Annotated in this window: 10 protein-coding genes; 8 read left to right on the top strand and 2 right to left on the bottom strand. The window is 55.0% G+C overall.

All coding sequences use genetic code 11. From position 1 onward, the window contains the following. Window positions 1-28: 28 nt before the first annotated feature. Window positions 29-1,897: a low affinity potassium transporter Kup gene (kup, locus tag B498_RS16740; RefSeq protein ID WP_008500202.1), complete on the bottom strand. Its 1,869-nt coding sequence runs from the start codon at window positions 1,895-1,897 to the stop codon at window positions 29-31. Between the two features lie 222 nt (window positions 1,898-2,119). On the opposite strand from kup, the gene ravA reads away from it, so the two are divergent. Both ravA and viaA read left to right on the top strand, forming a co-directional pair. Next, window positions 2,120-3,616: an ATPase RavA gene (ravA, locus tag B498_RS16745; RefSeq protein WP_008500201.1), complete on the top strand. Its 1,497-nt coding sequence runs from the start codon at window positions 2,120-2,122 to the stop codon at window positions 3,614-3,616. Beyond that, window positions 3,610-5,061: an ATPase RavA stimulator ViaA gene (gene viaA, locus B498_RS16750; RefSeq protein ID WP_008500200.1), complete on the top strand. Its 1,452-nt coding sequence runs from the start codon at window positions 3,610-3,612 to the stop codon at window positions 5,059-5,061. The genes ravA and viaA overlap by 7 nt, the downstream gene beginning before the upstream one ends. Here viaA and asnA read toward each other — a convergent pair whose 3' ends face one another. Beyond that, window positions 5,062-6,054 (bottom strand): aspartate--ammonia ligase, encoded by a 993-nt coding sequence (asnA, locus tag B498_RS16755; RefSeq protein WP_008500199.1) that lies wholly within the window; start codon window positions 6,052-6,054, stop codon window positions 5,062-5,064. A 151-nt stretch (window positions 6,055-6,205) separates the two neighbouring features. Between asnA and asnC the strand changes: the two genes are divergently transcribed. The 6 genes from asnC (at window position 6,206) to atpB (ending at window position 12,020) form a co-directional block, all read left to right on the top strand. Further along, window positions 6,206-6,664 carry a transcriptional regulator AsnC gene (gene asnC / locus B498_RS16760; RefSeq protein ID WP_008500198.1) on the top strand — a complete coding sequence of 153 codons (459 nt, stop codon included), beginning with the start codon at window positions 6,206-6,208 and terminating at the stop codon, window positions 6,662-6,664. A gap of 90 nt (window positions 6,665-6,754) precedes the next feature. After that, complete coding sequence (mioC, locus tag B498_RS16765; RefSeq protein WP_008500197.1) at window positions 6,755-7,204, top strand: FMN-binding protein MioC; 450 nt, start codon at window positions 6,755-6,757, stop codon at window positions 7,202-7,204. A gap of 374 nt (window positions 7,205-7,578) precedes the next feature. After that, window positions 7,579-9,468, top strand: a complete 1,890-nt coding sequence (gene mnmG / locus B498_RS16770; RefSeq protein WP_008500196.1) for a tRNA uridine-5-carboxymethylaminomethyl(34) synthesis enzyme MnmG — start codon at window positions 7,579-7,581, stop codon at window positions 9,466-9,468. A 107-nt stretch (window positions 9,469-9,575) separates the two neighbouring features. Then, a complete protein-coding gene (gene rsmG, locus B498_RS16775; protein ID WP_008500195.1) occupies window positions 9,576-10,199 on the top strand; it encodes a 16S rRNA (guanine(527)-N(7))-methyltransferase RsmG in 624 nt (207 codons plus the stop codon). A 616-nt stretch (window positions 10,200-10,815) separates the two neighbouring features. Then, on the top strand, window positions 10,816-11,196 hold the full coding sequence (atpI, locus tag B498_RS16780; protein WP_008500194.1) for a F0F1 ATP synthase subunit I: 381 nt from the start codon (window positions 10,816-10,818) through the stop codon (window positions 11,194-11,196). An 8-nt stretch (window positions 11,197-11,204) separates the two neighbouring features. Then, the gene (atpB, locus tag B498_RS16785) at window positions 11,205-12,020 is read left to right on the top strand and encodes a F0F1 ATP synthase subunit A (RefSeq protein WP_008500193.1); all 816 of its coding nucleotides are present in this window, start codon (window positions 11,205-11,207) and stop codon (window positions 12,018-12,020) included. The last annotated feature ends 42 nt before the right edge of the window (window positions 12,021-12,062 follow it).

Below are 12,062 nucleotides of genomic sequence, written 5' to 3'. Positions count from 1 at the left end.
CAGCGCCACCCGGCATTTTCGAAAGGACTTAAATCTCGACCTGCGTACCCAGCTCTATCACGCGGTTAGGCGGGATCTCAAACTGGTCAGGCGCACGCAGGGCGTTACGTTGCAGGATGAGATACAGCTTACCGCGCAGGCGCAGGTACCACGGGCGCTTGCCGATGATCAGCGACTCGTGGGACATAAAGAACGACGTCTCCATCATGCGGCAGCTTAAGCCTTCCAGACCGCAGCGGTGGAACACCTCTTCCACGTTCGGCGTTTCACGCCAGCCGTAGCTTGCCACCACGCGCCAGAAGGTCGGGGAGAGCTGCTCAATCTGCACGCGGCGTACGTTGTGAACATATGGCGCATCTTCGGTACGCAGCGTCAGCAGGATCACGCGCTCGTGCAGCACTTTGTTGTGCTTGAGGTTATGCATCAGCGCAAACGGGATCACGTTCAGGGCACGAGACATGTACACCGCGGTGCCGGGCACGCGGACCGGCGGGGATTTCTCCAGCGAAGCGATCATCGCCTCCAGAGAATTCCCGTGCTCATGCATACGGCGCAGCAGGCGGAAGCGCTCGCTTTTCCAGGTGGTCATGACGATGAACATCACCAGCCCCAGCGTCAGCGGCAGCCAGCCGCCGGAGACAATCTTGTCGAGGTTCGCAGAGAACAGCGGCACGTCAATACACAGGAAGCCCACCAGAATCATCGCCACGAGGAATTTATTCCAGTGCCAGTTACGGTACGCCACCGTGGTGGAGAGAAGCGATGTCAGCACCATGGTGCCGGTTACCGCAATACCGTACGCCGCCGCCAGGTTGCTGGAGTGCTCGAAGCTGACAATCACAATCACAACAGCGAAGTAGAGCAGCCAGTTAACGAACGGGATGTAGATCTGGCCCGACTCCATCTCTGAGGTATGAATGATGCGCATCGGTGAGAGATACCCCAGACGCACGGCCTGGCGCGTCAGAGAAAACACGCCGGAAATCACCGCCTGAGAGGCAATGACGGTCGCCAGCGTCGCCAGAATCAGCATCGGCACCAGCGCCCAGTCAGGCGCCAGCAGGAAGAACGGGTTCTTGATCGCCTCCGGGTTTTTGAGCAACAGCGCGCCTTGGCCGAAGTAGTTCAACACCAGCGACGGCAGTACCACAATAAACCAGGCCACGCGGATAGGCAGTTTCCCGAAGTGCCCCATGTCTGCATACAGCGCTTCCACACCGGTGATGGAGAGCACGACCGCCCCCAGCGCCACGAAGGAAACTACTTTGTATTCGAGGAAGAAATGCACGGCCCAGTATGGGTTCAGCGCATGCAGCACTTCCGGGTTCGCGATAATGCTGCGTAAACCGAGCGCCGCCAGGATCAGGAACCAGGCCAGCATAATCGGCGCAAACAGTTTTCCCACCAGCCCGGTACCGTGCTTCTGGATCACAAACAGCAGCGTCAACACGATTATCGCCAGCGGGACCACCCACGTATCAAGCTGTGGCGCGATGATCTCCAGCCCCTCTATCGCCGAGAGGACCGAAATCGCGGGCGTGATAACCACCTCTCCATAGAAGAAGCTGCCGCCAATCAGGCCGATAATCACCAGCACGGAGGTCATTCTGGCGGAGGTGTTGCGCCCTGCAAGGGACATCAGGGTCAGGATACCGCCTTCGCCCGCGTTATCAGCGCGCATAACGAAGGAGAGATACTTAACGGAAACGACCAGAATCAGCAGCCAGAAGATGAGGGACAGGAAGCCAAACACGGCATCGCGCTCAACACCAAAGCCAAACTGGCCGGACAAACATTCACGAAGCGTATAAAGCGGGCTGGTGCCGATATCACCGTAGACAACCCCGATCGCCGCAAGCGTAATTGCGGGTAATGATTGCTTATTATCAGTGCTCATAGACTAGTCTTTTCGTTTAAATAACAAATGTGTTCCTGGTCCCTTGGCCCACAAAAAGCGCACAGTATGCACGATTCATTGCAAAATCGTACCCCTAAATGCAACCGCATTAATGTAGCGCAAAGAAAATTGCGCCGCACTTCAGCCTATTACCAGCCCTGACTGAAACGTCTATACTCGCTTCAATTGGCCGCCACGACGGCGAAAGGATGCAAAACTATTATGGCTCACTCACATTTATTAGCAGAAAGAATTTCCCGCCTCAGCAGCGCGCTGGAGAAAGGCCTTTTCGAGCGTAGCCACGCCATTCGCCTCTGTTTACTGGCAGCATTGAGCGGTGAAAGCGTGTTTCTGCTTGGGCCGCCGGGCATCGCCAAAAGCCTGATTGCCCGCAGGCTTAAGTTTGCTTTTAAGAACGCCCGCGCGTTTGAATACCTGATGACCCGCTTTTCCACCCCGGAAGAGGTGTTTGGCCCCCTTTCCATTCAGGCGCTGAAAGATGAAGGACGCTACGAGCGCCTGACGACGGGGTATCTGCCTGAGGCAGAAATTGTCTTCCTTGATGAGATCTGGAAAGCCGGCCCGGCCATTCTGAACACCCTGCTCACGGCGATAAACGAACGTCGGTTCCGCAACGGCGCCAGTGAAGAGAAAATCCCGATGCGCCTGCTGGTGGCCGCCTCAAACGAACTGCCTGAAGCCGACAGCAGCCTGGAAGCGCTGTATGACCGTATGCTGATCCGCCTGTGGCTGGACAAAGTGCAGGATAAGTCCAATTTCCGTTCCATGCTGGTCAGCCAGCAGGATGAGAACGAGAATCCGGTAGCAGCGTCATTGCAGGTATCAGACGAGGAGTATTACCAGTGGCAGGAAGAGATCGGTAAAATTAAGCTGCCTGATTCCGTCTTCGAGCTGATCTTCATGCTGCGCCAGCAGCTTGATTTACTGCCCTCTGCCCCCTATGTCTCCGATCGCCGCTGGAAAAAAGCGATCCGCCTGCTGCAGGCCAGCGCCCTGTTCAGCGGTCGCGATGCCGTTGCGCCCATCGATCTGATCCTGCTGAAAGACTGCCTCTGGCACGACGCGGAAGGCATGAATCTGATGCAGCAGCAGCTCGACGTTTTGATGACCGGACACGCCTGGGGACAGCAGGCGATGCTCAACCAACTGGGGGCGATTGCCCAGCGGCGCATCCAGCTTCAGCAGCAGCAAAGTGATAAAACCGCGCTGAAAGTGAATCGCTTGGGGGGGATGTTCGCCCGCAAACCGCACTATGAATTACCCTCTGAACTCACCAGCACGACGCTGACCCTGCTGCTTCAGCAGCCGCTCAAGCTGCATGACATGCAGGTGGTGCACGTGACGATTGAGCGCGAGACGCTGGCGCAGTGGCTGGATAAGGGTGGAGAGATCCGTGGAAAGCTCAACGGCATCGGTTTCGCGCAGCCGCTGACCATGGAAGTGGACAGCAGCCAGCACCTGGTGATCCGCGACGTCAGCCTGCAGGGCTCGCGTCTTGCGCTTCCGGGAACCGCCTCTGAGAGCGTCCCCGAAGAGATTAAGCAGCAGCTGGACGCGCTGGACACCGAATGGCACCAGCAGCACACCCGCTTTAGCGAGCAGCAAAAATGCCTCTTTATCCATAGCGACTGGTTAGGCCGCATCGAAGCCAGCCTGCAGGACGTCAGCGCGCAGATCAAACAGGCGCGTCAATGCTAACCCTGGATACGCTTAACGTCATGCTGGCCGTCAGCGAGGAAGGGTTGATCGAAGAAGTGGTGATCACCCTTCTGGCTTCACCGCAGCTGGCGGCCTTCTTTGAAAAATTTCCGAAGCTCAAAAAGGCGATGACCGACGATCTTCCGCGCTGGCGGGATAACCTGCGTCAACGGTTTAAAGAGACCGAAGTCCCCCCTGAGTTAACGGAAGAAGTGGCCTGCTATCAGCAGTGCCAGCGACTTTCCACGTCGCAGTTTATCGTCCAGCTTCCGCAAACCCTGACGTTGCTCGACAAGGTCCACTCCCCGTTTGCCAGCCAGGCCCGGGGGCTGGTCACGGACAACGCCACGTTCACTCCCGCACTGCACACCCTCTTTTTACAGCGCTGGCGTCTCAGCCTGGTGGTGCAGGCCACGACGCTAAACCAGCAGCTGCTGGATGAAGAGCGCGAGCAGCTGCTCAGTGAAGTTCAGGAACGCATGACCTTAAGCGGCCAGCTTGAGCAAGTGCTGGTGGAAAATGAGAACGCGGCAGGGCGTCTCTGGGATATGAGCGCCGGCCAGCTCCGGCGCGGGGACTATCAGCTGATCGTCAAGTACGGCGATTTTCTGGCGCAGCAGCCCGAGCTGATGAAGCTTGCAGAACAGCTGGGACGTTCAAGGGAGGCAAAGTCGGTTCCAAAGAAAGACGCCCCGATGGAAACCTTCCGCACCCTGGTGCGTGAGCCGGCCACCGTTCCAGAGCAGGTCGACGGGCTCCAGCAGAGCGATGATATTCTGCGCCTGCTGCCCACGGAGCTGAGCACGCTCGGGATGACCGAGCTGGAGTACGAGTTTTACCGTCGGCTGGTGGAAAAACAGCTCCTCACCTACCGGCTGCACGGTGAAGCCTGGCGCGAGAAAGTCAGCCAGCGGCCGGTCATTCATCAGGATTTTGACGAGCAGCCGCGCGGGCCATTTATTGTCTGCGTGGATACGTCCGGCTCCATGGGCGGGTTTAACGAGCAGTGTGCAAAGGCGTTCTGTCTGGCGCTGATGCGCGTGGCGCTCGCCGATCGCCGTCGCTGCTTCATTATGCTGTTCTCCAGCGAAGTCGTGGGCTATGAGCTGACGAACCAGCAGGGGATCGAGCAGGCAATCCGCTTCCTGAGCCAGCGCTTTCGCGGCGGAACCGATCTGGCCAGCTGTTTTCGCAGCATCGTAGAGCGGATGCAGGGCGGCGACTGGTATGACGCTGACGCGGTAGTGATATCCGACTTTATTGCCCAGCGGCTGCCGGATGACGTGGTTAATAAAGTGAAGGAATTACAGCGTGTGCATCAGCACCGTTTTCATGCGGTGGCGATGTCCGCCCATGGAAAACCCGGCATCATGCGCATCTTCGATCATATCTGGCGCTTTGATACCGGGTTGCGTAGCCGCCTGCTCAGACGCTGGCAGCGTTAATTACAGAAGAGAACCGACGCTTTCACGCACCTGCTGCGGCCAGACGCCACACTGCACCTGACCAATATGGGGCAGCTGAAGCAGCAGCATGGTCAGACGGGACTGGCCGATACCGCCGCCAATCGTCTGCGGCATTTCCCCACGCAGCAGCGCCTGGTGCCACTCCAGTTTGAGACGATCTTCATCTCCAGTCACCGCCAGCTGGCGCTTCAGCGCCTCAGCATCAACGCGGATCCCCATAGAAGAAAGCTCGAATGCGTCTTCCAGCACCGGGTTCCAGACAAGAATATCGCCGTTCAGACCGGCAAATTCCCCCTCACCGGTGGTGCTCCAGTCATCATAATCCGGCGCACGAACGTCGTGGCGTTTGCCATCAGACAGCTTGCCGCCGATCCCAATCAGGAACACCGCCCCGAGCTCTCTGGCGATCGCCCGCTCGCGGCCTTTGGCATCCAGATCCGGGAAACGGGTCAGCAATTCCTGGCTGTGTACAAAGTGGATCGTTTCCGGCAGGAACGGTGCCAGACCAAACGCTTTGCTTACGGCCGCTTCGGTCGCTTTGATCCCGGCGTAGATCGCCTCAACGGTAGACTTCAGCGTGCCAACGTGGCGCTCACCATCGCCCATCACGCGCTCCCAGTCCCACTGGTCAACGTAAACGGAATGAATGGGAGACAGGCGGTCTTCATCGGGGCGAAGGGCTTTCATGTGCGTGTAGAGCCCTTCGCCCGCGCTGAAGTCATGTTGTCCCAGGGTCTGACGCTTCCACTTCGCCAGTGAATGAACCACTTCGAACTGGGCGTCTGGCAGCGTTTTCACTTTTACCTGTACCGCTTTTTCGCATCCAGAGAGGTTATCCTGCGTTCCGTCACCCACGCGGCTGAGGATCGGTGCCTGGACTTCAATCAGCCCAAGCTTCTCTTCCAGCTGGCGGGAAAAATGGGATTTTACGAAACTGATCTGGCGTTGTTTTGCGATGTAAGCGGTTTTCATTATTTATACTCCTGCGTCCTGTTGATATTGATTAAGCAATAGAAATGGCACCTTATTCAATAACCCATCAACAAAAAGCCGCCTTCACTTTTGATTCGATAAAATAAGGCGCTAGAATAGAGTGATTCATTAATCTTTATAAGAAAAAGCTATGGAAAATTATCAGATCGACAATCTCGACCGCGGCATTCTGGAGGCGTTAATGGCCAATGCCCGTACCGCCTACGCCGAACTGGCGAAGCAGTTTGGCGTCAGCCCGGGAACCATTCACGTTCGCGTAGAGAAGATGAAGCAGGCGGGGATCATTACCGGCGCGCGCATTGACGTCAGCCCGAAGCAGCTGGGTTACGACGTCTGCTGCTTCATCGGCATCATTCTTAAAAGCGCCAAAGACTACCCTTCCGCCCTGGCGAAACTGAACGCGCTGGATGAAGTCACCGAGGCGTACTACACCACCGGGCACTACAGCATCTTTATTAAGGTCATGTGCCGATCCATCGACGCCCTCCAGCAGGTACTTATCAACAAGATCCAAACAATCGATGAAATTCAGTCCACCGAGACACTGATCTCCCTGCAAAACCCGATCATGCGTACCATCCGCCCGTGATCGGGCAAATCCATTCCCACATTTTCCACAGGTAGATCCCAGCTCGTTCACAGCGTACAATGGCCGTCTCTTTATCTGAGCGAGCGATCAATGGCGGACATCACCCTTATCAGCGGCAGTACCCTTGGCGGTGCGGAATACGTAGCGGAACATCTGGCTGAAAAGCTGGAAGAGGCGGGCTTTTCTACGGAAACCCTGCACGGCCCGTTGCTGGAAGATCTCCCGACTGACGGGGTCTGGCTGCTGATCACCTCCACGCACGGCGCGGGCGATCTGCCGGATAACCTGCAACCTTTATATGACGAACTGCTGGAACAGCAGCCCGACCTGTCAAACGTCCGTTTTGGCGCAGTGGGGATCGGCAGTCGTGAATATGACACCTTTTGCGGGGCAATAGAGAAAGTCGAAGCCGCTGTGACCTCCTGCGGAGCAAAACAGCTGGGCGAAACGCTCAAGATCAACATCCTCGATCATGACATTCCGGAGGATCCAGCCGAGATCTGGCTCGCGGAATGGAAAAATTTACTCAAAAACGATTAAAGATCGCGCGAACAGATGTGGATAACTCTGGTTAAAAGCTCGTATTAACCCGTAGTTATCCAAAGAACAACCGTAGCGCAGTTTTTAGCCTGTGTATAAAGTCGCGATCTGATCCCAGCTTATACGGTCCAGGATCACCGATCATTCACAGCAAACGATCCTTTCTAACTGCATGATCTTCTTTATGAGATCGGACTTATCCACACGGGTTCGCGATCCTAATAAGAGATCACAATAGAACAGATCTCTAAATAAAAAGATCTTCTTTTTAATAGCCCAGGATCCCAATGCTTTCTCGAAAGACTAAAGTTGAGTAGAATCCACGGCCCGGGCTTCAATCCATTTTCTTACCGCTTTACGCGAGGCAGACCACCATGTTTTATCAGGATCCTTTTGACGTCATCATCATTGGCGGGGGTCACGCAGGCACTGAGGCCGCAATGGCCGCAGCGCGAATGGGTCAGCAGACCCTGCTTTTGACACACAATATCGACACGCTGGGACAAATGTCCTGTAATCCGGCGATTGGCGGCATTGGGAAAGGACACCTGGTAAAAGAAGTGGATGCACTTGGCGGCCTGATGGCGAAGGCGATCGATCACGCAGGCATTCAGTTTAGGATACTAAACGCCAGTAAAGGCCCCGCTGTGCGTGCGACCCGTGCTCAGGCAGACCGCGTACTTTATCGCCAGGCGGTACGTACCGCGCTGGAGAATCAGCCGAACCTGATGATCTTCCAGCAGGCGGTTGAAGATCTTATCGTTGAGAACGATCGCGTCGTGGGCGCCGTGACCCAAATGGGCCTCAAATTCCGCGCCAAAGCCGTGGTGTTGACCGTGGGTACCTTCCTTGACGGTAAAATTCATATTGGTCTGGATAACTACAGCGGCGGCCGTGCTGGCGATCCGCCGTCTATCCCATTGTCTCGCCGTCTGCGCGAGCTGCCGCTGCGCGTCAGCCGCCTGAAAACCGGCACGCCGCCGCGTATTGATGCGCGCACCATTGATTTCAGCGTGCTGGCGCAACAGCACGGTGATAACCCAATGCCGGTCTTCTCGTTTATGGGCAATGCGGCACAGCATCCGCAGCAGGTGCCGTGCTACATCACGCACACCAACGAGAAAACCCATGACGTGATCCGCAATAACCTCGATCGCAGCCCGATGTACGCCGGCGTGATCGAAGGGATCGGTCCACGCTACTGCCCCTCGATCGAAGACAAAGTGATGCGCTTTGCCGATCGCAACCAGCACCAGATCTTCCTGGAGCCGGAAGGGTTGACCTCAAACGAAATTTACCCGAACGGCATCTCCACCAGCCTGCCGTTCGACGTACAGATGCAAATTGTTCGCTCAATGCAGGGTATGGAGAACGCAAAAATCGTTCGCCCTGGCTACGCTATTGAGTACGATTTCTTCGATCCGCGTGACCTGAAGCCGACCCTGGAGAGCAAATTCATCCACGGTCTGTTCTTCGCGGGTCAGATTAACGGCACCACCGGCTACGAAGAAGCGGCTGCACAGGGCCTGCTTGCCGGTCTGAACGCCGCGCGCTTCTCTGCTGAGAAAGAGGGCTGGGCTCCGGCGCGTTCTCAAGCTTATCTGGGCGTGCTGGTTGACGATCTCTGCACGCTGGGTACCAAAGAACCGTACCGTATGTTTACCTCTCGCGCGGAATATCGCCTGATGCTGCGTGAAGATAACGCCGACCTGCGTCTGACCGAAATGGGCCGCGAGCTGGGTCTGGTCGATGACGAGCGCTGGGCGCGCTTCAACGAGAAGCTGGAGCGCATTGAGCAGGAACGTCAGCGTCTGAAAACCACATGGGTGAATCCGCAGGCGGAAACCGCTGCTGAAGTGAACGCTCACTTAACCGCGCCGCTGTCGCGCGAAGCCAGCGGTGAAGATCTGCTGCGCCGTCCAGAAGTCACCTACGAGAACCTGGTCAAACTGACCGCGTTCGCGCCGGGTCTGGAAGACGCTGAAGCGGCAGAGCAGGTCGAGATCCAGGTGAAGTACGAAGGTTACATCGCCCGTCAGCAGGATGAGATCGAAAAACAGCAGCGTAACGAAAACACGCTGCTGCCGGAAATGCTGGACTACCGCCAGGTGACGGGCCTTTCCAACGAAGTGATCGCCAAGCTGAACGATCACAAACCGGTGTCGATCGGTCAGGCATCCCGCATCTCGGGCGTTACCCCGGCGGCGATTTCGATCCTGCTGGTGTGGCTGAAAAAGCAGGGCATGTTGCGCCGTAGCGCGTAATTGACATTGCTTTTGGCGGGTGGTGCTTCGCTGACCCGCCCTACTTATTCGTAGGCCCGGTAAGCGGCAGCGCCACCGGGCAAAAAAACTCTCAACAGGTATTCACTGTGCTCAACAAACTCTCTCGTCTGCTGGATCAGGCAGGTATTTCGCTCACCGATCACCAGAAAAATCAGCTGGTGGCCTATGTCGATATGCTGAACAAATGGAACAAAGCGTACAACCTGACGTCTGTTCGCGACCCCAACGAGATGCTCGTTCGCCACATTCTCGACAGCATCGTGGTTGCTCCCTGGCTGAAAGGTGAACGCTTTATCGACGTGGGGACGGGCCCTGGTCTGCCGGGTATTCCGCTGTCGATTGTTCGCCCTGAGAGCCATTTCACGCTGCTGGATAGTCTTGGCAAACGCGTGCGCTTTTTACGCCAGGTACAGCATGAGCTGAAGCTTGAAAACATCACGCCCGTGCAGAGCAGGGTAGAGGAGTTCCCGGCAGAGCCGCCGTTTGACGGGGTTATCAGCCGCGCATTTGCGTCGCTCAACGATATGGTGAGCTGGTGCAAGCACTTACCTGCGGAGAATGGCCGCTTTTATGCACTGAAAGGGCAGTTGCCAGGCGATGAGATTGAACAGCTTCCGGACGGTTTTGCTGTCGAGTCTATTGAGAAATTACAGATTCCTCAGCTCGAAGGCGAACGTCACCTGGTGATAATTAAGCCAAACAATTTTTAAAAAGTTAATAAAAAATGTGGAATTCGTGCTGTTCTTATCATGTTAAAAAACAGCACAACTACCGGGGATTTACCGAGGAGCTTTTAACCTCTGCTTCACTAAGGTTTTTCTTCCGGTTAACGAAGCAATCGTTATTCACCGAGAAGATAGTCATCCTTGAAAATATAAGTCTGCTAAAAGTGGAAGGCAGTAACCAGAACGCAATGTTAATTATTTATTAAGAATGTCAATAAAAGGTTTTTATTGTGTACTGGGCTGTTTTGAAAATAGTTGCGACATTTTGCGTTTAATTTCATAAAGATAAATTTCTGCGATTTGCGCCTTTGATAAATACAACCTTATCGCAAATGTGTGTTTTGTGATCTCGTGCACGCTTTATCGACAACGTTTTCGCGCTGTTTGCAGTTTTGGTCGAAGGTTGACGCTTTCAGCGAAAGTTAAAAAATAGCGGTGGGGAAAAATATTTAAACATTTATTCACCTTTTCGCTACTTAATGTTTGAAATCACGGGTGCGCACCGTATAATTTGACCGCTTTTTGATGCTTGACTCTGAGCCTTAAAGGACGTTTTATACGACACGCGGCATACCTCGAAGGGAGCAGGAGTAAAAACGTGATGTCTGTGTCGCTCTTGAGTAGAAACGTTGCTCGTAAGCTTCTGTTCATTCAGTTTCTGGCTGTGATAGCAAGTGGACTGCTGTTTAGCCTCAAAGACCCCTTCTGGGGCATCTCCGCCGTGTGCGGGGGTTTGGCGGTTGTGCTGCCAAACGTGTTGTTTATGATTTTTGCCTGGCGTCATCAGGCGCATACACCTGCCAAAGGCCGCGTGGCCTGGTCCTTCGCCCTCGGCGAAGTGTGTAAGGTGTTGCTGACCTTTGCTCTACTGGTGATGGCGCTGGCGGTTTTGAAAGTGGTCTTCATGCCGCTGATAGCAACGTGGGTTTTGGTGCTGGTGGTACAAGTTCTGGCTCCAGCTGTAATCAATAACAAAGGGTAAAAGGCATCATGGCTTCAGAAAATATGACGCCGCAGGATTACATAGGTCACCATCTGAATAACCTTCAGCTGGACCTGCGTACATTCTCGCTGGTGGATCCACATAACCCCCCGGCCACCTTCTGGACGATCAACATCGACTCCATGTTCTTCTCGGTGGTTTTGGGTCTTCTGTTCCTGGCCATGTTCCGCGGTGTTGCTAAACGAGCGACCAGCGGTGTACCAGGGAAATTCCAGACCTTCATCGAAATGATCATCGGCTTCGTCCATGGTAGCGTCAAAGACATGTACCATGGCAAGAGCAAGCTGATTGCTCCGCTGGCGCTGACCGTGTTCGTTTGGGTCTTCCTGATGAACCTGATGGACCTGCTGCCAATCGATCTGCTGCCGTTTATTGGCGAGCACATCTTCGGCCTGCCTGCACTGCGTGTTGTACCGTCTGCGGACGTGAACATCACCCTGTCGATGGCGCTGGGCGTGTTTATCCTGATTCTTTTCTACAGCATCAAAATGAAAGGCGTAAGCGGCTTTGTGAAAGAGCTTACCTTGCAGCCGTTCAACCACTGGGCGTTTATTCCGGTCAACCTGATCCTGGAAGGCGTTAGCCTGCTGTCCAAACCTGTTTCACTGGGTCTGCGACTGTTCGGCAACATGTATGCGGGTGAGCTGATTTTCATTCTGATCGCGGGTCTTCTGCCGTGGTGGTCACAGTGGGTTCTGAATGTGCCGTGGGCCATTTTCCACATCCTGATCATTACGCTGCAAGCCTTTATCTTCATGGTTCTGACGATCGTCTATCTGTCGATGGCGTCTGAAGAGCACTGATTTTTTACCAACACTACTACGTTTTAATTGAAACAAACTGGA

Source organism: Enterobacter sp. SST3 (genome assembly GCF_000286655.1).
GTDB lineage: Bacteria > Pseudomonadota > Gammaproteobacteria > Enterobacterales > Enterobacteriaceae > Enterobacter > Enterobacter roggenkampii.
Note: the sequence above shows the minus strand (reverse complement) of the source record. Positions and strands in the feature narration are given on the sequence as shown.

What these genes read in the sequence shown, in the direction of transcription:
- kup (WP_008500202.1), bottom strand. Translation starts at nt 1,897, where the DNA reads ATGAGCACTGATAATAAGCAATCATTACCCGCAATTACGCTTGCGGCG.
- ravA (WP_008500201.1), top strand. Translation starts at nt 2,120, where the DNA reads ATGGCTCACTCACATTTATTAGCAGAAAGAATTTCCCGCCTCAGCAGC.
- viaA (WP_008500200.1), top strand. Translation starts at nt 3,610, where the DNA reads ATGCTAACCCTGGATACGCTTAACGTCATGCTGGCCGTCAGCGAGGAA.
- asnA (WP_008500199.1), bottom strand. Translation starts at nt 6,054, where the DNA reads ATGAAAACCGCTTACATCGCAAAACAACGCCAGATCAGTTTCGTAAAA.
- asnC (WP_008500198.1), top strand. Translation starts at nt 6,206, where the DNA reads ATGGAAAATTATCAGATCGACAATCTCGACCGCGGCATTCTGGAGGCG.
- mioC (WP_008500197.1), top strand. Translation starts at nt 6,755, where the DNA reads ATGGCGGACATCACCCTTATCAGCGGCAGTACCCTTGGCGGTGCGGAA.
- mnmG (WP_008500196.1), top strand. Translation starts at nt 7,579, where the DNA reads ATGTTTTATCAGGATCCTTTTGACGTCATCATCATTGGCGGGGGTCAC.
- atpI (WP_008500194.1), top strand. Translation starts at nt 10,816, where the DNA reads ATGTCTGTGTCGCTCTTGAGTAGAAACGTTGCTCGTAAGCTTCTGTTC.
- atpB (WP_008500193.1), top strand. Translation starts at nt 11,205, where the DNA reads ATGGCTTCAGAAAATATGACGCCGCAGGATTACATAGGTCACCATCTG.